This is a genomic window from Lacrimispora sp. (assembly GCF_046972725.1).
GTDB lineage: Bacteria > Bacillota > Clostridia > Lachnospirales > Lachnospiraceae > Lacrimispora.
This window is the reverse complement of record NZ_JBKVXF010000002.1, coordinates 37456-58770: the sequence shown is the minus strand read 5'-3', so window position 1 is coordinate 58770 and position 21315 is coordinate 37456. Positions and strand designations below refer to the sequence as shown.

General features: G+C 44.8%; 16 protein-coding genes. 3 read left to right on the top strand and 13 right to left on the bottom strand.

Going from position 1 to position 21315, the window contains the following annotated elements:
• Positions 1-3: 3 nt before the first annotated feature.
• From ACLTWA_RS08455 to gap, 10 genes are all read right to left on the bottom strand, one after another.
• A complete protein-coding gene (locus ACLTWA_RS08455; protein WP_412327263.1) occupies positions 4-2382 on the bottom strand; it encodes a DNA internalization-related competence protein ComEC/Rec2 in 2379 nt (792 codons plus the stop codon).
• Positions 2383-2435: 53 nt separating this feature from the next.
• Positions 2436-3422, bottom strand: coding sequence for a GerMN domain-containing protein (locus ACLTWA_RS08450; RefSeq protein ID WP_412327262.1), 987 nt, complete (start codon positions 3420-3422; stop codon positions 2436-2438).
• A 16-nt stretch (positions 3423-3438) separates the two neighbouring features.
• The gene (locus ACLTWA_RS08445) at positions 3439-4881 is read right to left on the bottom strand and encodes a sensor histidine kinase (RefSeq protein WP_412327261.1); all 1443 of its coding nucleotides are present in this window, start codon (positions 4879-4881) and stop codon (positions 3439-3441) included.
• Between the two features lie 29 nt (positions 4882-4910).
• Positions 4911-5777, bottom strand: a complete 867-nt coding sequence (locus ACLTWA_RS08440) for a DegV family protein (RefSeq protein ID WP_412327260.1) — start codon at positions 5775-5777, stop codon at positions 4911-4913.
• Between the two features lie 25 nt (positions 5778-5802).
• The gene (locus ACLTWA_RS08435; protein WP_412327259.1) at positions 5803-7572 is read right to left on the bottom strand and encodes an ABC transporter ATP-binding protein; all 1770 of its coding nucleotides are present in this window, start codon (positions 7570-7572) and stop codon (positions 5803-5805) included.
• Between the two features lie 8 nt (positions 7573-7580).
• Positions 7581-8828, bottom strand: coding sequence for a hypothetical protein (locus tag ACLTWA_RS08430; protein ID WP_412327258.1), 1248 nt, complete (start codon positions 8826-8828; stop codon positions 7581-7583).
• Positions 8829-8979: 151 nt separating this feature from the next.
• Positions 8980-10518, bottom strand: a complete 1539-nt coding sequence (gene gpmI, locus ACLTWA_RS08425; protein ID WP_412327257.1) for a 2,3-bisphosphoglycerate-independent phosphoglycerate mutase — start codon at positions 10516-10518, stop codon at positions 8980-8982.
• Between the two features lie 70 nt (positions 10519-10588).
• A complete protein-coding gene (tpiA, locus tag ACLTWA_RS08420) occupies positions 10589-11341 on the bottom strand; it encodes a triose-phosphate isomerase (protein ID WP_412327256.1) in 753 nt (250 codons plus the stop codon).
• An 88-nt stretch (positions 11342-11429) separates the two neighbouring features.
• Positions 11430-12641, bottom strand: coding sequence for a phosphoglycerate kinase (locus ACLTWA_RS08415; protein WP_412327255.1), 1212 nt, complete (start codon positions 12639-12641; stop codon positions 11430-11432).
• 72 nt (positions 12642-12713) lie between these two features.
• Positions 12714-13745, bottom strand: a complete 1032-nt coding sequence (gene gap, locus ACLTWA_RS08410) for a type I glyceraldehyde-3-phosphate dehydrogenase (protein WP_412327254.1) — start codon at positions 13743-13745, stop codon at positions 12714-12716.
• 318 nt (positions 13746-14063) lie between these two features.
• Between gap and ACLTWA_RS08405 the strand changes: the two genes are divergently transcribed.
• Genes ACLTWA_RS08405 through sdaAA form a run of 3 tightly spaced genes read left to right on the top strand, consistent with a single transcriptional unit; the run spans position 14064 to position 16478 of the window.
• Positions 14064-14861, top strand: coding sequence for a histidinol-phosphatase HisJ family protein (locus ACLTWA_RS08405; protein WP_412327253.1), 798 nt, complete (start codon positions 14064-14066; stop codon positions 14859-14861).
• A 49-nt stretch (positions 14862-14910) separates the two neighbouring features.
• A complete protein-coding gene (gene sdaAB, locus ACLTWA_RS08400; protein ID WP_412327252.1) occupies positions 14911-15570 on the top strand; it encodes an L-serine ammonia-lyase, iron-sulfur-dependent subunit beta in 660 nt (219 codons plus the stop codon).
• 29 nt (positions 15571-15599) lie between these two features.
• Entirely contained in the window at positions 15600-16478 is an 879-nt protein-coding gene (gene sdaAA / locus ACLTWA_RS08395; protein WP_412327251.1) for an L-serine ammonia-lyase, iron-sulfur-dependent, subunit alpha, read from the top strand.
• A 137-nt stretch (positions 16479-16615) separates the two neighbouring features.
• Here the strand turns inward: sdaAA and argH are convergent, their stop codons facing one another.
• From argH to ACLTWA_RS08380, 3 genes are read right to left on the bottom strand one after another with little or no spacing between them, the layout of a single operon-like run.
• Positions 16616-17989, bottom strand: a complete 1374-nt coding sequence (argH, locus tag ACLTWA_RS08390; protein ID WP_412327250.1) for an argininosuccinate lyase — start codon at positions 17987-17989, stop codon at positions 16616-16618.
• Positions 17990-18012: 23 nt separating this feature from the next.
• Entirely contained in the window at positions 18013-20874 is a 2862-nt protein-coding gene (locus tag ACLTWA_RS08385; RefSeq protein WP_412327249.1) for a YfhO family protein, read from the bottom strand.
• A gap of 15 nt (positions 20875-20889) precedes the next feature.
• Positions 20890-21315, bottom strand: a complete 426-nt coding sequence (locus tag ACLTWA_RS08380) for a GtrA family protein (RefSeq protein ID WP_412327248.1) — start codon at positions 21313-21315, stop codon at positions 20890-20892.

Genomic DNA, 21315 nt, shown 5'->3' with positions numbered 1-21315 from the left:
TCTTTAATTATACCCATAGAATCCGTCTCCGTCAACGTAACTGGAAAAATGGATTTTAAACCCATCGGTCCATAAGCGGATGGCTCCGCACTCTGCCGTTTTAAATACTTCCACGCCCAGGTTCTCCAACCGTTCCACCACTTCTTTGTGAGGATGTCCGTAAGAATTATTTTCTCCATAAGAAATAACTGCCCAGCGGGGAGAAAGCGCTTCAAGAAAATCTTCACCGGAAGAATACCTTGATCCATGATGAGCGGTTTTCAGAACATTGATTTCAGAAAGCTTCTCCTTACCAAACCGCTCCAAAAGCCTGTGCTCCTCTTTCTCTCCCATATCTCCGGTAAACAGCATGTGACAGTTTTCATAGTCCATCTTCAGAACCTCAGACTGTTCATTCACATCTTCCGGAACATCTGAAAAACCGGGATAGAGGCAGGTAATCTTTAATCCTTCCACTGAAACTTCATCGCCGCCTGCCAGATATATCACTTTGGTCCCCCGCATTCTGGCAAGCCTTGCCAGCTCCTTTATATTTTCATCCTCCTTTCCCTGACAGGGAAGCATGATAGTTTCAATTCTGATGTCATCACTGCTTTCCAGCAAAAATTGAACACCGCTGAAATGATCCAAATCCCCATGGCTGACAAATGCATAGGTGATCACGGAAACGCCCAGAGATTTCAGACATGGTTCCAGCGTATATTCCCCCAGAGATTTTTTAGAAGAGCTGCCTCCATCTACAAGCACTGCAGACTTTCCGGTCCGCAAAAGAATCCCGTCTCCCTGTCCTACATCAAGGAACGTGGCCTCCAGTCCCTTTACCGGTGCAGGTTTAAAGAACAGAATGCAAAATCCATACAGTACAAAAAGGAGCAGAAGGCGCCTGACGCAGGAAAAAGATTTTTTCCCGTCCTCATCGTTCCTGCAGGCAGGTCCTGTAACTTTCAGCAGAAAAAACAAAGCCGTTACAAAAAATCCGTAAGCCACAAGGCGTTCCGTATCAGGCCGCCCAAAGGTTAAATTATTATAAGGGAGTTTCGCAATATTTTTACAAGAAAATTCATAGAAATTAAGAATGTAATGACCGATCCCTGCTGCCCCAATTCCCAACAAGGGACAAAGGCTTCCAAGGAGAATTACGGCAAGTCCGGAATAAACAACTGCGTCCATAAGAGGGATCGCAATAAAGTTTAAAAATATCCCATAAAGGGGAAGCTGATAAAAATGGTATAACACCACAGGTAAGGTAACTACCTGAATTGCGATTGCAGTTGATACCGCCCGGGCAACTGGGTGTTCTTTCCCTGCCCATTCTGCCATGACAGGCATCATACCTCCGATTGCAAAGACGGCTCCAAAAGACAACTGCACTCCGCCTTGCATCAGGATCAGGGGAGATTTCAGTGTCAGCAGGATCAGAGCCAGAGAGGCAGAAGATAAAAGATCATAGGTCCTGCCAAGATAAGAAGCCAGAAATGATAGGACCATCATAATCACTGCTCTGGCTACAGACGGGGAATTGCCGGTCAATATTCCGTACAGAATCACCAGTATGGCACTGACCGCTCCCGCCATTCCATAACCAAGGCCCGTCTTTCGAAGAATCCGGTAGAAAAACAGCCCGATGACTGACATATGCATCCCACTGATGGCCAAAAGATGAGCGATCCCGTTTTTCTGGTAAAGATCATTGATTTCTTTTGGGATTCCCTCTTTATCTCCAATCACCGCCGCCACAAAAATACCCGCATCCTTTTCTCCGGTAAGTCTGTAAAAGATTCCGATGATCCATAGCTTTACCTGCCGGATTCCTTCAAGGACCGGATCCTTGCGGCGGTCTAAGACAAGCAGTTCCTCACCGTAAAGCTTAAAATCCAGATCCATAGCTTTATAAAATTCCCTGGAATCAAATTCTCCCGGATTCCTGGCTTTTGAAAAAGCGCTGCCTTCTCCCCGTATCAAGACGGTCTGGCCGATACCAAGCTCTTTTAAGCCTGCCATACTTCCTTCTTTTTCTTTCTTTTCAAAATCCTTGAATGTCACCATCAGACCGGGGACTATAAAGAAGTTTGTTTTGTCCCGGTTTTTTACACCGCCTTGACAGACCTGGTTATCTTTCAGCAGAATTTTAAGGGTACCGTCTGCCTCCTCTATAGAAGTGATCTTCCCTCTGGCTTCCACATAAGTCTCCGCAAGTGCTTCGACCGCTTCGTCCCGTCTTTCCCAGCTTCGTTGATCCGTGAGTGCCCAGGCTGCTCCCAGATACAAGAAAAGGAGAGGCAGCAGGATCCACCAAAAGTCTCTGCCTCTCCAATAACCATAAACAATCAGCCCGGCAGCAAAAAATGCCGGAATCAAAAGCCATGATGTCAGAGCCAGCAAAGCGGCAGTCTCTCCAAGTACAAATCCCCCTGCGATCAGACATAATGGGCGTTTTATTGTTTATTTCCTCCTGTTTCACTCAATGCTTCTTCATTTTCCGCATTGTAATCCAGATTTCGTTCAAACACCTGGTTTAAAGAGATGGAGTCCCGGAACATATATTCCTGAGAACCATTGACCGTAATCTGCACCTTGTTGATGGAAGTCACCGCAGCCAGAGAATTGACGATAGAATAAATAGGAATATACTCTTTTACTTCCAGGGTATTATTTAAAAATGAAGAATCAAAATTTATATAACATACGTTTTCGTTGACTGACACATTAAGAAGCCGGGTCTCCTTTGGCAAGGTAGGATTCATTCCCTTCCGCCCCGGCCCCGCGATCAGCTGCTCAATGACCAGCTTCTCTAAAGAAGTATTCACATAATGCACAACTTCTCTTGTCTCTCTTTCCAGCTTCTCGCCGGTCTCATCAGCGAAATACAGCACCAGCTCCGTCTTCTCATAGGAGTTGACATTGCTGATATTATCAATAAAATCCGAATTAGCCAAAGGCCCCACCGGGCTCCCCGAGCTATCCATCAGAGGCTGCTCTGCGGTATATACCGTTACATAATCCACCCCTTCCACCTGGGTCAGAGTTCTTACCAGCGAAGCTCTGCATAAGATCTCTCTGGTACTGTTCATCAGAGAATAGTTATTGTCAAAATACAGATAAAGGACCTTATCCTCCAGTTTATAACGTTCAAATCCTACCTTATCCGGCACTGCCGCCTGCCGGTCCAGATCCTTTGGCACGGTCCGCAGCTGCTCAATCAGATTGGAGATTTCCCAATCAGTTGCCGGACCTTTATTGTCTTCCGGCTTTTGAGGCATGATGTATTTCTGAGGTTCCATCCTTGTCATGGCAGAATTCAAATAGTAGATCTGATATACACGGCCGGAAGCCTCTGCCTCTGTTTTTTCTTTTCTCTGGCATCCGGTCAGGCAGAACAGACACACCAGGAGGATACATAAAATGCTTTTTCGTCTCATCATATAACTCCTCCTGTTCCTATGAGATATAAGTGAGAGGAATCCGCACGGTAAATGTGGTTCCTTCTCCCTCTTTGCTTTGAAGTTTTAAGGCACCCTGATGCATGAGAATGATCTTTTTTGTGATGGAAAGGCCAAGACCGGTACCTCCGGTTTCTCTGGACCTTGCTTTGTCGACCCGGTAAAACCGTTCAAATACATGCTCCTGGAATTCCTCCGGAATGCCGATGCCGGAATCTGCCACCTTCACATAGAAAAACTTATGGTCTGCATCAAGAGTGACCCGGACCCAGCCGCCTTCCACATTATATTTGATCGCATTCTCCACCAGATTGCTGAGGGCCAGGGAAAGCTTCATCTCATCCACATCCGCAGTAACCTCCCGAATGCTTTCAAAGATCAGTTCCACATTGCGCTTTCCTGCAATCGGACGGAGCCTCTTTAAAATCAGTTCCAGCAGACCGTTGATATTTACCTGAGCAATATTTAGATTTCCTCCGGAAGTCTTGTCCATCCGTACCAGCGCCAGAAGATCATCAATAATCTTACTCTCCCGTTCGATCTCCACGGAAATATCGCTCATAAACTCCCGGTACAGTTCTACCGGTGCATCTTCCATTCCAATGAGGGAATCTGCAAGCACCCGGATGGATGTGATTGGAGTTTTCAGTTCGTGGGATACATTGGATACAAATTCTTCCCTGGACTGATCGACTGCCTTAAGTTTTTTTAACGCAAGGTTTATGGAATCTGTTATTTCCATCGTCTCCTTGTATGCATGGGAGCTTATGGTCTCTTCCATATTTCCTTCCGCTGCACGGTTTAAAATATGCTGCAGTTTTTTAAACGGCTTCATAATAAGCTTTGCCACCAGATACACCACAATGCCCAGTATGGACAAAATCATAATATTTAAAAGAGAGCCCTTTTCCGATACCTCAGAAACCCGGTTAAGGATATCTTCTGTTGAAGCGGTAATGATCATCACTCCGTCGATTTCCTTATCCTGGCTGTTGGAATAAACAGGAATAGTCAAAGCGGAATAGCGTTTCTCAGGATTATATTTGCTGCTGTTCTCTCCGCTGAAGCACTTAACCACCTCTTCCGATACATTAATCTTTCCCAGTGACAGAGAAAATGTATCACTGATGATCCGGAAGCTGCGGTTGACCACCACGATTCTGCCGTTAAACATGTCCGCTTTTACCGACATCTCATTATCCAGCAAAGGGTCCTTGGGTTCCATTGTCATATATCCGCTTCTGGTCATCTTATTGCTTAAAATCCAGCACTGGTTTTGAATATCCTGCATTCTGGATTCGATTAAATTCTGCTTATAAGACCCAAGCATTACCGGATTCTGGATAAAAACCGGTACGCTTCCCACCAGGAATAAGACGATGATCAGGGTAAGGCGCAGGCTTATGGTATGTTTTATTTTTAATAATTTAAACGGAAACATATCCCCATACCTCCAACTTTCCCCTTTCATCATAGATCCAGACGTTTCGTACAGGCAATAGCAAGTGCTCCGGGGCCGATGTGGCAGGATACGCTTAATGACAGATGATCCACATAGATTTCACCGGTCTTTGGAAACAGTTCCTCTAATTCCTGTTTAAATTCCAGGGCAGCCGCTTCATTCTCAGAATGAGCTACAGCAATACAGGTATGAACGCCTTCCGGATCTTTAAAGCGTTCCTCCATATCCTTTTTGGCGGCCATGATCATCATCGTTTTCGCCTGTTTCATCGTCCTTGCCTTAGCAAAAGCATCAAGCTTTTCCCCCTGTATGGTCAATACCGGCTTAATCCGGAGAAAGGACCCTAACAGTGCGGCAGCCGGAGTAATTCTTCCGCCCTTTTTTAAGTACTCCAACGTATCCAGCGTAATATAAATGCTTGAATCCATCTTTGTATCTTCCAGCTTTTTCCGGATATCCTGGCCTGACATACCGGCATCCGCCATCTTCTTCGCTTCCAGAACAGACTGCCTTAATGTAACGGAAATCCGCTGATTATTTACAACAAATACCTTTCCCTCATAATCTTCTGCCAGCATCATTGCCGTGTGGCAGGAGCTGCTTAAACCGCTGGACATGGGAATATGGACCACTTCATCGTATTCCTCAAGAAGCCTGTTCCAAAAATCCATAATATCTGCCGGAGACGGCTGGGAGGTGGAGATATCAATTCCGCCTTTCAGCTTTTCATAGAATTCCTTCCGGGTCAGGCTGATATCCTCATAATACGTTTCATCGCCCATCATGAATGGCATGGGTATTACATAAATTCCAGCTTCCTCACCCTGCTTCTGTGTAATTCCGCTGTTACTGTCTGTTAATATCGCTACTTTCATTTCCGTTCTCCTCTATTTCTCAATCTCAGCCCTCTGCCTCCGTTTCTCTTACAGAGGTATAAAGCTGATAATACATTCCTCTCTTTAAGAGAAGTTCTTCATGATTCCCCTCCTCCGCGATCCGGCCGTCAGAAAGAACCAGAATCCGGTCCGCATTCTGAATGGTGGTAAGGCGGTGAGCAATGGTAAGTGTGGTTCGTCCCTTAGAAAGCCGCTCCAAAGACTGAGAAACCAGATATTCACTCTCATTATCCAAAGCAGAAGTCGCTTCGTCAAGAATCAGCACCGGCGGGTTTTTAAGGAATACCCTGGCAATGCTGATACGCTGTTTTTGTCCGCCGGACAGCTTCACGCCCCGTTCTCCCACATAAGTATCATAGCCATCCTTCAGCCCCATAATAAATTCATGGGCACCGGCCAGCTTTGCTGCCTCACAGACATCCTCTTTGGAAGCTCCCGGACAGCCATACTCAATATTTTCAAAGACTGTGCCGGAAAACAGATATACATCCTGCTGGACAACACCGACTGCACTTCGCAGGCTTTCTAATGTTACCTGCTTTATATCATGTCCGTCAAGAAGAATCCTTCCTTCCGTCGGATCATAAAAACGGGGGACCAAATTACATAAGGTAGTCTTTCCGCCTCCGGAAGGTCCCACCAACGCAACCTTTTCTCCAGGCTTTATCTCCAGATTAATATCGCTCAATACCGGATTATGGTCATCGGGATATTCAAAGGATACATGTTCAAACGCAATGCTTCCTTTTACATCCTTTAAAGGAGCCGCCCCCTCTTCATTAAAAATGTCGATATCCGCATCCATAAGCTCCATAAAGCGTTCGATCCCTGTCATGCCTCTCTGGAACTGCTCTGCAAATTCAATGATTCTTCGAATGGTCGCAAGAAGAGTGGTCACATAAAGAATATAGGCAACCAGATCTCCGGGTTTAATAATTCCCCTGATCATGAAAATTCCGCCGGCTATGATAACCACCACATACATCAGACCGTCAAACATACGGATGGTATTCTGGAATGCAGCCATATATTTGTAGGTTTTCCGCTTGATATTAAGAAATTCCAGATTATCATGACTGAACTTTTCAATCTCGATCTTCTCATTGGCAAAGGCCCGGACCACCCGGTTTCCCAAAAGACTGTCTTCGATTCTTGCATTCAGCTCTCCGATGTGGTTTCTCTGATGTTTAAACGCTCGTTTTACCTGAAGATTAAAATAGATACAGGATGCTCCCATAACCGGAATCAAAAGGAAAATGAGCAGAGTCAGTGGAAGGCTGATTCTTGACAGAATGAGAAAAGAGACCACAGTCTTTATAAATGCAATGAAAAATTCTTCCGGACAATGATGGGAAAATTCCGTCACGTCAAATAAATCACTGGTGATCCTTGACATGATCTGACCGACCTTGGTGTTATTAAAGTAATTATCCGACAGCTTCTGCAAATGGGAAAAGGCATCCTGTCTCATATCCGTCTCAAGGGCTGCTCCCATAACATGCCCGGTATAAGCCATATAAAAGCTCGCAAGACCGTCAATAATCCTCAACGCGAAATAAAGAAGTCCAATGCTTACGATGGTCTTGACCGACAAAGAAGCCACGTCCCTTAATCCCTGATTTGTAATATAGCGCAAAATAAGCGGCAGCACCATCTCACAAACCGTAGTCAAAGAAGCGCAGAACAAGTCCATGACCATGATTTTGGTGTATTTTTTATAATAGGGCACAAAGCGTTTCAGCAAAGTGCCCGTTTTCATCTCATTTTCTTTCATACGATCCTCTACTCTGTAATTTTAATGTTCTTAATAAGGCTTAAAGCCCACTCTTTTTCTCCCGGCTTTCTGCTGATAATATTTATATTCATACGCTGTTCTTTATAAAGCACCTGGGCAGACATTGCATAAATGGTCTCTCCCTTTATTTCCTCCGGTTCATAAAAAGCAGTCCTTACTCTGGCCTCTCCCATGTTAAAATCCACAGTTTCTTCCACTTTCCCCTGTTCAAACCATTGGCTTTTAAACTCGGCCTGCCGTCCTTCAAAGACCGCTGCATAAATATAATAATCATGGCCTCCATACAAAATCCCGTCAAAATAGTGATCCATAATTCCGGGATCTCCATCATCATATAAAAAATTTCCCGGTATTCCAAAGCTCATATTGCCGATTTTCCGGTAAACCAGATGCTTCCTGCAGCCGATGGCATTCTCTTCATGGAAGGAAACCGCATCCTCTATGTCCATGGGAGCATGATGATGAAGGCCGCAGACCTCCAGATATTCCTTTTTCGGAAACGGAATCCTCCGGTCCATAGTAAGGGCTTTTTCCAGCAGATCAATGATGGTCTCATTGACTTCTCTGTCCTGCTCACTACGGTCCGATGGCATAAAGCAGCAAAACTGATTCAGCAAGACCATCGCACTGTTTCTATAAAACCAGGCGTCCTTTTCCACTTCATTCCATACGAAAAAATCCCTGGCAAATGCCACACTCATTCCGGAATTCGCCATGCCTTTCAGTTCTTTATATGAAAATGACCGGATATGGGTAATCAGCTTTCCCTCCTGGCGCTCCGGTATGTAGTAAACCGCAGGCCAGCAAAACAGGTATTCCCCGCTTTCCTTCCACCCGGATACCAGATCCATAAGATCTGAAAACCACTGATAGAAGTATTTCTGCCTCATAGCAAGAAAATCCCGCCGGATAAAATATCCCGTCCGGTCTTCAACCTTAAGCTTTAATCGTTCTTTCCCTGCAAGCTGCTCCAAAAAATCAATAACAGCCGCATGAAAACCAGGACCGGCAATATTTGTCTGGCTCTCCCCCTGCAGTTTTTGTTTCTTCCATTGAAACCAGATATAGCCTTCCGGGCAAAGCTGGACCAGCAAAAATCCGTCCATTCGGTAACATTGGTATCCCATTTCCTTCACCAGATTTTTTGTCATGCGCTCTGCATTCTGACAATTCCAGACGATTCCGGAAAATATTTTTTTCTTAGGCTCCAAAGAAAATCTGATTCGAATACTCATGCGAAACCCTTCCTAACATATCTTTTTATATTCTATCGTATTTCTGTTAGAAATGGAAGCCTAAAACGAATTTGGACAAATATAATTTTCCCATGAGCTAAAAATAAGAGCCTTCCAGCAAATACACCGGAAAGCCCTCATTCTTAACCGTTTATTTTACAAGCAATGATTTTCCTGTCATCTCTTTCGGCTGCTGCATACCCATCAGTTCAATCAGAGTCGGAGCAATGTCAGCAAGACAGCCGCCTTCTCTCAGCTTATAAGACGGGTCTGCATTTACCAGGATAAACGGTACCGGATTGGTGGTATGTGCGGTAAACGGTTCTCCTGTTTCATAATCCAGAAGCTGCTCTGCATTTCCGTGGTCTGCACAGATAAACAGTACGCCATCCGTTTCCTTAATGGCATCCACAACCTTTCCAACACACGCATCAATGGTCTCGATCGCCTGAATGGCAGCAGATTCGATTCCGGTATGGCCAACCATATCCGGATTTGCAAAATTAACAATCACCACATCGTACTTATTGGAACGAATGGCATCTGTCAGTTTCTCACAAACGACAGGTGCGCTCATCTCAGGCTGCAAATCATAAGTGGCAACCTTGGGAGAAGGAACTAAAATCCGGTCCTCTCCTTTGTTCGGTTCTTCCACACCCCCATTAAAGAAGAAGGTTACATGGGCATATTTTTCGGTTTCAGCGATTCTTGCCTGAGTTAAGTTATTCTGAGCAAGGAATTCACCAAAGGTATTTGTAATGGATTCTTTTTTAAATGCAACAAGCTTATTCTTAATGGTCTCATCATAATTGGTAAAGCATACAAAGGTCAGATCAAGGCGTTTCTCTCTCTCAAAGCCTTTAAAATCATCATCACAGAACGCTCTTGTCAGCTCACGGGCACGGTCCGGACGGAAGTTAAAGAAAATCACGGAATCATGATTTTTAACAGTTGCAAGAGGCTTTCCGCCTTCAGTCACTACAAGCGGCTCCACAAATTCATCAAAAACCTTTGCATCGTAGGAGGCCTGAATGCCTTCTGTTGCTGACTGTGCATAATTCCCTTCGCCTTTGGAAAGGGCACGGTAAGCCCGTTCCACACGGTCCCAACGGTTGTCACGGTCCATGGCATAATAACGTCCTGCTACGGAAGCCACTTTACCAACACCCAGTTCTTTCATCTTCGCTTCCAGTGCCTCTACGAAGCCCTTTCCGGAAGCCGGAGGCGTATCACGGCCGTCCAGGAAACAATGAACATAAACTTTTTCAAGGCCGTTTCTCTTAGCCAGCTCAAGCAGGCCGTAAATATGGTCAATATGGCTGTGTACACCGCCGTCTGAAACCAGTCCCCACATATGAAGGGCTGAATCGTTCTTTTTGCAGTTCTCCACTGCCTGTAAAAATTCCGGTACTTCAAAGAAGTCACCGTCTGCTATGGATTTGGTAATTCTTGTAAGCTCCTGATATACGATGCGGCCTGCACCCATATTCAGATGTCCCACTTCTGAATTGCCCATCTGTCCATCAGGAAGACCTACGGCTAAACCGCTGGCATTTCCCTTTACAAACGGACACTGGCTCATCAGCTGGTCCATGATCGGGGTCTTTGCTTCACAAACAGCGTTATGCTCACAGTTATCATTTAATCCATAACCATCAAGTATCATCAATACAACTGGCTTTTTGCTCATAACTAGTTCTCCTTTTTCCGCCAAAAACTGCCGACCCTGGTCTACGATAAATGGAGTCGGCAGAATTTAATTATTTTTTGTAATTAACAATTGCGCCAAAATCCGGTTTTAAGGAAGCTCCGCCAACCAGTCCGCCGTCAATATCAGGCTGGGCAAACAGTTCTGGTGCGCTGCTTGCAGATACGGACCCGCCGTACTGGATGCGGATAGCCGCTGCGGTAGCTTCATCGTAGATTTCCCTGATGCACTCACGAATTGCACTGCAGACCTCCTGTGCCTGCTCCGTTGTCGCTACCTTACCGGTACCAATGGCCCAGATGGGCTCATAAGCGATTACCGCTTCTTTTGCCTGTTCTGCAGTCACATTTAAGAAAGCGATCTTTATCTGCTGGCGGATCCAGTCAAGTGTGATTCCCTGTTCTCTCTGAGTTAAGGATTCTCCACAGCAGACGATCGGAGTAATTCCGTATTCAAATGCCTTTAATACCTTTTTGTTCACTGTCTCGTCGGACTCTGCAAAGTATTCTCTTCTTTCAGAATGTCCGATAATCACATATTTTACTCCAACATCTTTTAACATGGCAGGAGAAATCTCACCGGTATAAGCGCCCTTGTCTTCAAAATACATGTTCTCTGCCCCAATGTTGATATTAGAGCCCTTTGCTGCTTCCATAGCCGGAACAATATCAATTGCCGGTACGCAGAAAACAACATCGACCTCATCATTGGCAACCAGAGGTTTCAAGGTATTAACAAGAGCAACCGCCTCTGTTGGCGTCATATTCATCTTCCAGTTTCCTGCTACGATTTTTCTTCTAGACATACAATTATCCTTCCTTATTCATCGCTCACTAAGACATAGCCTCTTGCTTAAAAGCCCGGACGTTCACCGCCCGGGCCGGTATCTGCTATTATTGATTGTCAGCTGCAGCTACGCCTGGCAGTTCTTTTCCTTCCAGGAACTCTAAGGATGCGCCGCCGCCGGTAGAGATATGAGTCATCTTATCTGCAAATCCAAGTCTCTTAACCGCATTTACGGAATCACCGCCGCCGATTACGGTAGTTGCATCGGCAAGGTCTGCGACCGCACGGCATACCTCCAGGGTTCCCTCTGCAAAGTTGGAGAATTCAAAAACACCCATAGGTCCGTTCCAGACAACAGTCTTTGCTCCATTTAATGCTTCCTTATAAAGGGTGATGGTCTTCGGTCCGATGTCAAATCCTGACCAGCCGGCCTCAATGGTTTCTACCACTTTTCTCTCTGTATCATTGGAAAACTCTTTTCCTTCTACGTGGTCAACAGGAAGAAGAAGATTTACACCTTTTTCTTTTGCTTTTCCGATCATTTCTAACGCATAATCAAGCTTATCTTCCTCACATAAGGAATTACCGATCTCCTGGCCCTGAGCCTTTAAAAAGGTATATGCCATACCTCCGCCGATGATTAAGGTATCTACCTTATCAAGCAGGTTATTGATAACGTTGATCTTATCAGAAACCTTTGCTCCGCCCAGGATAGCCACGAAAGGACGAACCGGATTCTCAACTGCCTGGCCTAAGAATTTGATTTCCTTTTCCATCAGATAGCCAACCACATTCGTGGTGGTATATTTGGTAACACCTACGTTGGAGCAGTGTGCTCTGTGAGCCGTACCGAATGCATCGTTTACAAAAATGCCGTCGCTGAAAGCAGCCAGCTCTTTTGCATAGGCTTCTGCATTCTCATCTTTTCCGTACTTTGTCTCTTCCGCTCTGTAACGTGTGTTCTGAAGAAGCAGCACTTCGCCGTCCTTTAATTCTGCAGCAACCTTCTGAGTCTCAGGTCCTGTTACCTTTGGATCATTAACAAACTTTACGGAAACACCAAGTCTCTCGCTCAAAGCCGGAGCTACCGGTTCTAAGGACATCTCCGGAAGAGGCTCACCCTTTGGCTTTCCCAAATGAGAGCAGAGAATCACCTTTGCACCCTGATCCAATAATTTTTTAATCGTAGGAATCGCTCCATCGATACGGTTATAGTTCTGGATTACTCCATCCTTTAACGGAACGTTAAAATCACATCTCACTAATACTTTCTTCCCCTGTAATCCGGTTAAATCATCAATTGTTTTCTTGTTAAGCATGCTCTTATATGCCCCTTTCCAGTAAAATAATAAAAGGGCCCGGTCCTTTACGACCGGACCCTCCGTGGATCATTAGCCTAATTCAGCGAAGTACTTGATTGTACGAACCATCTGGCTTGTGTAAGAATTCTCATTGTCATACCAGGAAACAACCTGTACCTGATATAAGTCATCACCAATCTTTGAAACCATTGTCTGAGTAGCATCAAACAGGGAACCAAATTTCATACCGATAACATCAGAAGATACGATCTCATCTGTATTATAACCGAAGGATTCGCTTGCTGCTGCCTTCATAGCTGCGTTGATGCCTTCTTTTGTTACATCAGTACCCTTAACAACTGCGATTAAGATTGTAGTAGAACCTGTAGGAACCGGAACACGCTGTGCGGAGCCGATTAACTTGCCGTTTAATTCCGGAATAACCAGACCGATTGCTTTTGCAGCACCAGTAGAGTTAGGAACAATATTAGCAGCGCCTGCTCTTGCTCTTCTTAAATCACCTTTTCTGTGAGGTCCGTCAAGGATCATCTGATCGCCTGTATAAGCATGAATGGTGCTCATGATACCGGACTGGATCGGTGCGTAATCGTTAAGAGCCTTAGCCATAGGAGCTAAACAGTTTGTTGTACAGGAAGCTGCAGAGATGATCTTGTCTTCTGCTGTTAAGATATTCTCGTTAACGCTGTAAACGATGGTTGGCAGATCATTGCCTGCCGGAGCAGAGATAACAACCTTCTTAGCGCCTGCATCGATATGAGCCTGAGATTTCTCTTTGGAGCAGTAGAAACCGGTACACTCTAAAACTACGTCAACACCGACTTTACCCCAAGGAAGATTTGCAGCATCTTTCTCAGCGTAGATTTTAATATTTTTTCCATCAACCGTGATTGAATCTTCAAAAGCTTCAACTGTATGAACGTTCTCGCCGTAATGTCCTGCGTATCCGCCCTGTGCAGTGTCATATTTTAATAAATGAGCTAACATCTTTGGATCTGTTAAATCGTTAATTGCTACTACTTCATAGCCTTCTGCGCCAAACATCTGTCTGAAAGCAAGACGACCAATACGTCCGAAACCGTTAATTGCAACTTTTACTGCCATAATTCAATTCCTCCTAAGAATAAAATTGATGTGATTGTTAAATAATAATCAACTACCTTTTATTTTACCTAATATCCCAATAAATAGCAAGTCTTTTTTTATTTTATCTTCTCCTATTATAGAACTTCTTTTTTGAATTATACATATGTCTTAAGAAATTTCATATTTTTTCTGCCTGCAGCGTCAGCGGGATTACTTTCTAATGGCAGCAGAGAATCCTGTAAGGTTTTGTATTAATTTTGATATTTCTCCCGATTCTCTCCGTTGCTTTTCTTCCTTATTTTGTTTATAATAAATTCAACTTGAAAGGAGGGCCTCATGCTGCCAGATTATCATTTTCACACAATCTTTTCCGGAGATTCTAATACTCCGGTAAGGGCCCAGTTCGACCGTGCCGTTGCACTTGGAATGAAATCCCTTTGTGTCACAGACCACCATGACTATGATGTGGATTCAGAAATCGATTTTACCCTTGATATAAACAGATATTTTGAAACCATGACCAGGTTAAAGGAAGAATATAAAAACCAGCTCGACCTCCGCATAGGAATTGAGCTGGGCCTTCAGACTCATCTGGAAGAATATTTTAAAGCATTGCTGTCAGACTATCCCTTTGATTATGTCATCGGCTCCACTCATTTTATCGGCCGGAAGGACCCGGCTTATCCGGAATTTTTCGAAGGAAAGAAAGAGGAAGAAGCATATCTTGAGTATTTTCAGGTCACACTGGATAATGTAAAGCATCTAAACACTTATGACACTGCCGGACACATGGATTACATCATCCGTTACGGCCCCAATAAAGCCGATCACTACCGTTACGATACGTACCGGGATATCTTTGATGAAATCTTAAAAGCAATCATTGAACACGGCAAGGGAATTGAATGCAATACGGCCGGCTTCCGGAAAGGAATCCATCAGCCAAATCCCGGAAGGGAAATCATCAAACGGTACCGGGAGCTTGGCGGGGAAATCATAACCATTGGCTCCGATGCCCATATTCCAGAGGATCTGGGGGCAGATTTTCACACGGCCAGGGAGATTTTGCTTTCCTGCGGATTTTCCTATTATACGGAATTCAAGCAACGGATACCGGAATTTATCCCCTTATGAAAAAATTCAAAGATGAATATAGAAAATGTACCAGAATTGGAGAAGAATTATGAATGTATTTGATATCGTGGGACCTGTTATGATCGGCCCCTCCAGCTCTCATACAGCCGGTGCCGCACGAATCGGTAAGACTGCTGCCATGCTGTTAGGTGCTCCCGTTGCAAAGGCGGACATCCTTTTTCACGGTTCCTTTGCAAAAACCTACAGAGGCCACGGTACGGATAAAGCCATTGTCGGCGGAATTTTGAAAATGGATCCCTGGGATTCCGGTATCCGGACCAGCATGGAGACAGCAGAAAAACAGGGGATCTCCATCAACTTCCGCACAGGAACCCTTGAGAATGCCCACCCAAACACTGCTCTTGTCACACTGATTTCCCCAAAAGGCAAAACCATTACCGTCCAGGGCTCTTCCATTGGCGGCGGCAACATTGTCATCACCAGGGTAAATGACATGGAAGTTTATTTTACCGGACAAAAGACCACCCTGATTGTCATGCATCAGGATGTTCCGGGTATCATTGCCCATGTGACCAATCTGGTGGCAGCAGGCAATGCCAACATCTGCAATTTCCGCTTAAACCGGCAGGAAAAGGGGGGATTAGCCATCATGACCCTTGAGATGGATTCTGATTTTGACGACGCTCTTGTTTCACAGATCAAATCCATTCCATTTGTTTATAATACCATATTATTAAAATTAAATTGATGTTAAAGCGATCAATATAGGAGAAACTCATGAAACTTAAATATAATTCTGTGGAGGAACTGGTGAATGCCTCACTTTCAGCCAACAAAAAAATATCGGAGATTGTCCTGGAAGAACAGGCAGAGGATATGGAACTTACTGCAGAAGCAGTCTATGCCACCATGGAAAAAAGCTTTGATGTCATGAAGCAATCCGTTTTAAACGGTATGGATGAGACACTTCGTTCCTCCAGCGGACTTTCGGGAGGCGCTGCAGCAAAGCTGAAAAAAGCAGTGGATGAGGGGCGCAATCACTATGGCCACCTTCTTGGGAATGCCCTCAGCATGGCTCTTGCCGTAACAGAGTACAATTCCTGTATGGGACAGATCGTTGCTGCACCAACTGCCGGCTCCTGCGGCGTTATTCCGGCAGCCCTCATTTCCGTTATGGAAGAATATGACCTGCCAAAGCATGACATCATTATGGCCCTGTTCACTGCTTCTGCCATTGGCATGGTCATTGCCAAATGCGCCAGCATCGCAGGAGCCGAAGGCGGGTGTCAGGCAGAAGTCGGCTCTGCCTCCGCTATGGCCGCCGCTGCCCTGTCAGAAATCTTTGGCGGTACCCCTCAGATGATTTCCGACAGCTGCGCCATTGCTTTAAAAAATACGCTAGGCCTGGTCTGTGACCCGGTCGCCGGTCTGGTGGAGGTTCCCTGTATCAAACGCAATGCCATGGGGGTTGCCAATGCCTTTACCGCATCTGAACTGGCTCTTGCCGGAATCCCAAGCGTGATTCCAGCCGACGAGGTGATCCTTGCCATGAAACAGGTGGGCCAGCAGATGTCATCCTCTCTCCGGGAAACTGCAGAAGGAGGACTGGCTGCCACTCCAACCGGCTGCCGGCTATGCAAAAAGATTTTTGGTTAGCCAGTGAAAAAGGCCCGCTGCAAAATGGACTGCAGATACCAGTTTTAACGTTGATATACTACGTCTGGTATTCTCTTTCCATTTTACAACAGGCCTTTTTTAATATATCCGTAAATTTATACAGATTTATTTAACTTTTACTGCTCCAGCTTCTTTTTATAGATTCCGATCACCTTTTTCATCGCTTCCTGTCCGGGTGCTCCGATGGTCATTCGTTTTTCCACGCAGGTCTTCAAACTGATTGCTTCATAAATATCTTCCTCAAATACAGGGCTGATTGCCTTGTATTCTTCCATGGTCATATCATCGAGTGCGATCCCCTTCTCAATACAGAAAAGCACCAGCTGTCCCACAATCCCATGAGCATCACGGAAAGGTACGCCGTGATTCACCAGATAGTCTGCCGCATCGGTAGCATTGGTAAAGCCGTTCTTTGCACTGCTTTCCATCACATCCTTGCGAAAGGACATGGAAGAAATCATTCCTGTAAAAAGAGCCAGACAGCCTTTTACTGTGTCAATGGCGTCAAAGGTCAGCTCCTTATCTTCCTGCATGTCTTTGTTATAAGCAAGCGGAATTCCCTTCATCGTGGTGAGCATGGAAACCAGTGCTCCATACACCCGTCCTGCTTTTCCCCGGATGAGCTCTGCAATGTCCGGATTCTTTTTCTGAGGCATAATGCTGCTTCCCGTACTATAGGAATCATCGATCTCAACGAAACGGTATTCGTTGGTATTCCAGATGATGATCTCCTCACAGAATCTGCTTAGATGCATGGCGATGGTCGAAAGGGCACTTAACAGTTCAATCAGATAATCACGGTCCGAAACAGAATCCATGCTGTTTAAGGTTGGTCCGTCAAACCCCAGAAGCTCTGCGGTATATTCCCGGTCCAGGGGATAGGTGGTCCCTGCCAGGGCACCGGAACCAAGAGGGCAGTAATTCATACGTTTTCTGATATCAGAAAGGCGTGATAAATCCCGGTCGAACATCTCAAAGTAAGCCCCTACATGATGAGCCAGAGTAATTGGCTGTGCCTTCTGCAGATGGGTAAATCCCGGCATATAGGTATCGATATGTTCTTCCATCAGCGCTACAAGCTCTGTTAAAAGCCCTTTCACCAGACCGGAAAGCTCGTCGATCTCATCTCTGGTATAAAGCTTCATATCAAGTGCCACCTGGTCATTCCGGCTTCGTCCCGTATGAAGGCGTTTTCCGGCTTCCCCGATTCGCTCTGTTAATACGGCTTCCACAAAGGAATGAATGTCTTCATGCTCTGCAGTAATTTCTAAAACGCCGTTTTCTAAATCTTCCCGGATTCCCATAAGACCTTTCACAATCGTATCCCGGTCCTGCTCCGATAAAATCCCCTGTTTTGCCAGCATCTTTACGTGAGCGATGCTGCCTTCAATATCCTGATGGTAAAATTTCTGATCAAAGGATATGGATGCATTAAAATTGTGTACCAGCTGATTCGTTTCCTTTGTGAAGCGTCCGCCCCATAATTTCATAATTAAATCTCCTCTTTTCGTTGTTAGTCACTTGTATGAACCCGCATGGGGCTGCGTTTTTTTCTGTTTCTGATAGAACATCCGCCTATTACAAGAAGAATCAAAATACTTCCTGCGGTAATACTGCCGCCCAGTTTCAGTCCCTCCGGCATATATTTTAGTGATATCTCATGGGTTCCTGCAGTCAAATGGACACTTAAAAAGGTATCAAATATCTTATAAGCCTCCACCTTTTTGCCATCTACCCAGATCGTCCATCCTTTGTCATAGGGAATGCTTAAAAACAATAAACCGGCCCGGTCTGCATCCACACTTCCCTTTATTTCTGTATCCGTCCACGTGGTCAGCTTTAAAGAATTCCTGTTCAGGATATCATAAACAGACTTAAGTCCCTCCGGGCTGAACCGGTAGGCAACCGCCACCAGATCCTGTTCATTGTCTTCGTTGTTTATTGTAACCGTTTCTCCGGCTTTTACCGCTCCAAGCTCCAGCAAATAGCCGCGGCTTACATTATCAAAGCTCTTCGACCGTTCTCCTATGAAAGCATTTACCTTTTCCACTTTTTTATTGCTTACATAAACGTAATAGCTGCCATCTTCTTCGGGAGTAAAGGTAAAGCTGGTTCCATTGATTTCACTTGGCACCTCTGCAAGAACAGGCTTTGCTCCCAATACCACTGATAAGTCATTCTGCACCTCTGCAGGATTGGTCAGTTCCAGCTGCCAGTTATTTTCCAGGTCATAAGGCATCATGAATCCCAAAGACAAGGCATACGTATTTTCACGCAGATACATCTCTTCCCCTGTAGAAACCAGAGTTGAAATATCATCCTGACCTTCCGCTTCTTCTGAATACAGTCCATATTTGACCGCAAAAAGGGAATCTACCAGGGGCGTACTTCCTGTAATGCTGTAAGCATTGGTAGAGCTTTCGCACCCCAGCTTTTTAAAAAACCTGGTCAGGTCTGCATTGGCCGTGGATGAGAATAAGGATACCGAAGGAAAATTGAGCCAGGCTCCGTCATTCTTTGTTTTCCGTGTGACTTTTTCCACCCGGTAAAAGGAATCATTGGGCATTAAACTGGAAGCCAGTTCAGACGCCGCTTTATTATCCTTTATATAACTGGTTCTGCTGGTAGTGGTCACACTTGTCACAGTCGTATTGACTGCGGCCTCTAATGACACAATCCCAAGAGTCACAAGAACCAGTACATTTCTGCTGATTCCATTTTGATAAAGCCGGATTATCCCTGCATAGGCCGCCAGGAATAAAATCGCTGCGTAGAATACAGAAAAGTGATAGGCATCATCTGTAATCAGCTTTTGAGCCAGCAATACAAAGATCACTGAGGCAAAAAATGCCAGCACAATATGCTTCCACGGGGTTTCCTGCAAATGGATGTAAGCATTATAACAAACCATAAGCATAAGGAAAATATAAAGAAAGGATTGTCTGCATGGAAGGCTGTTCGGATAATGGAATCCATGCCAGATAAAATTCAGTACGTTCACGGAAAAGCTTGCAAAGAAAAACAGAAGCAGTGAACACATGATGACTTTGTCCTTCCTCCGGATCTTTCTGCTGCCCAGATACAAAAGAAAGAACATGAAAATCCCAACTCCGCAGTAAATATTCGGCCAGTGATCCAGTCCGATCTCCGTTTCTACAGCCGGAAGATGTCTTGCTATCATATCAAAAATGGAGAAGTAAGAACTAAACGTCTGGGGGAAATTAAAATCTCCGGACGCAGTCATCTGCAGGGCATAGATTTCCGGCAGCAGGATAACGGCGGAAAGTCCTCCCGCAAGGAGGGAAAACAGTGCAAAATGGCCAATATTGACAAAGACTTCTTTCCACGGCCTCTTCCCCTCTAATAAAAGAAGAGAAACGAAATAGAACACCATAAAAATACATATCATAATAGATATGTAATAGTTTGATAAAATTGATAACCCAAGAGTTATGCAATAGAGAAAACATTTCTTCTCCTTAACCAGCCGTTCCAATCCAAACATAATCACCGGAAATAACAAAATACAGTCCAGCCACATAATGTTCCAGCTGTAAGCTGCCATATATCCTGACAATGCATAAAAGATGCCAAAGAATGCAATCCCAAAATCATTGGTCTTAAAATGCTTTCTTAAATACCATGCGAAACTGAGTCCGCTGAGCCCGATCTTAAACACAATCATATAAGTCATAAATTCTATCACATGATCTTTCGGGCAGAAAATAAGCAGCCAGTTCAAAGGGCTGGCCAAATAATATGCGTACAGCGCAGCAAAGTTCACACCCATTCCGATATCCCAGCTGTATAACAGGCTGCCTCCATGGGTCAGCTTATAACGGAATTCAGAAAAAAAGGGGGCGTACTGATGATACATATCCGTTCGAAGAAAGCTTTCCTCTCCGAATGGGAAAATCCCTCTTTGGGCAAATATGATGATCATAATGACTACCGGCACAAAAAAAGCCGCTATCAGCCCGTCGGCAGGTCTCACCAGGCTGGCTGTCACTGACTCTTTTTTATGAAACACCTCATGCTTCCCCGACAGCAAGCCTCTTCTGACCTTTTTACGGGTCCTGTCCGCTTCAGGTTCTTCTATTCTGATATCTTCATCCGGAAAGTCCTCCGATTGCAAAAGCTTTTTGCCATACAGTTCTTCCATACCATCAACCGGATCATCCGGATGGGCTTTTGATGCAGAGGAAACATCCGGTTCAATCCCTGCCATATCCTGCGGATTCTTAATTTTGATTTCTTCGCTGTCCTTCGCTTTCAAGCCTGTTTCCCCTGTTGTATCTTCTTTTCCATCTGATGTCATTCTTAACATATCCTCTAGTTCTTTTGATATCTTTTCAATCTCGTCATCATGTTCCATTTCATTTACCTCTCTTTACAGGGGTTTTTCCTCACTTTTTCGGAATATGAAAAGTTTGCTGAATACATAGTTCACAACAACAACAACTATGGATACCAGTACTTTGCTTACATATTCATCCATATTGAGCCAGGAAACCATAATCACCATTAGAACCATTTCCATGACGCCTGACGCAGCTCTGCATGCGGTAAAGGAAGTCACTTCCTTCATTACACAGGCAAGATGCAGGTCATAGCTTTGAAAAACGAAAATTTTATTCACAACAAAAGCAAACAGGACCGATACAACCCAGGCTGCCGCTGTTGCAATGCGGTAATCTACGCCGGTTCTCACCATCATGCCATAGACCACCCAGTTCACAAGCGTTGTCAGCACCCCAAATATCAGATAGGAAATGACTTCACGGTTCATGAACTTGTCCCATATTTTTTTAAGCAT

Bases quoted from the DNA above. Each gene is read 5' to 3' on its own strand.
- ACLTWA_RS08445 (WP_412327261.1), bottom strand. From the start codon at position 4,881: ATGTTTCCGTTTAAATTATTAAAAATAAAACATACCATAAGCCTGCGC.
- gap (WP_412327254.1), bottom strand. From the start codon at position 13,745: ATGGCAGTAAAAGTTGCAATTAACGGTTTCGGACGTATTGGTCGTCTT.
- ACLTWA_RS08430 (WP_412327258.1), bottom strand. From the start codon at position 8,828: ATGAGTATTCGAATCAGATTTTCTTTGGAGCCTAAGAAAAAAATATTT.
- ACLTWA_RS08440 (WP_412327260.1), bottom strand. From the start codon at position 5,777: ATGAAAGTAGCGATATTAACAGACAGTAACAGCGGAATTACACAGAAG.
- ACLTWA_RS08435 (WP_412327259.1), bottom strand. From the start codon at position 7,572: ATGAAAGAAAATGAGATGAAAACGGGCACTTTGCTGAAACGCTTTGTG.
- sdaAB (WP_412327252.1), top strand. From the start codon at position 14,911: ATGAATGTATTTGATATCGTGGGACCTGTTATGATCGGCCCCTCCAGC.
- argH (WP_412327250.1), bottom strand. From the start codon at position 17,989: ATGAAATTATGGGGCGGACGCTTCACAAAGGAAACGAATCAGCTGGTA.
- gpmI (WP_412327257.1), bottom strand. From the start codon at position 10,518: ATGAGCAAAAAGCCAGTTGTATTGATGATACTTGATGGTTATGGATTA.
- ACLTWA_RS08380 (WP_412327248.1), bottom strand. From the start codon at position 21,315: ATGCTTAAAAAAATATGGGACAAGTTCATGAACCGTGAAGTCATTTCC.
- ACLTWA_RS08405 (WP_412327253.1), top strand. From the start codon at position 14,064: ATGCTGCCAGATTATCATTTTCACACAATCTTTTCCGGAGATTCTAAT.
- tpiA (WP_412327256.1), bottom strand. From the start codon at position 11,341: ATGTCTAGAAGAAAAATCGTAGCAGGAAACTGGAAGATGAATATGACG.
- ACLTWA_RS08385 (WP_412327249.1), bottom strand. From the start codon at position 20,874: ATGGAACATGATGACGAGATTGAAAAGATATCAAAAGAACTAGAGGAT.
- sdaAA (WP_412327251.1), top strand. From the start codon at position 15,600: ATGAAACTTAAATATAATTCTGTGGAGGAACTGGTGAATGCCTCACTT.
- ACLTWA_RS08450 (WP_412327262.1), bottom strand. From the start codon at position 3,422: ATGATGAGACGAAAAAGCATTTTATGTATCCTCCTGGTGTGTCTGTTC.
- ACLTWA_RS08415 (WP_412327255.1), bottom strand. From the start codon at position 12,641: ATGCTTAACAAGAAAACAATTGATGATTTAACCGGATTACAGGGGAAG.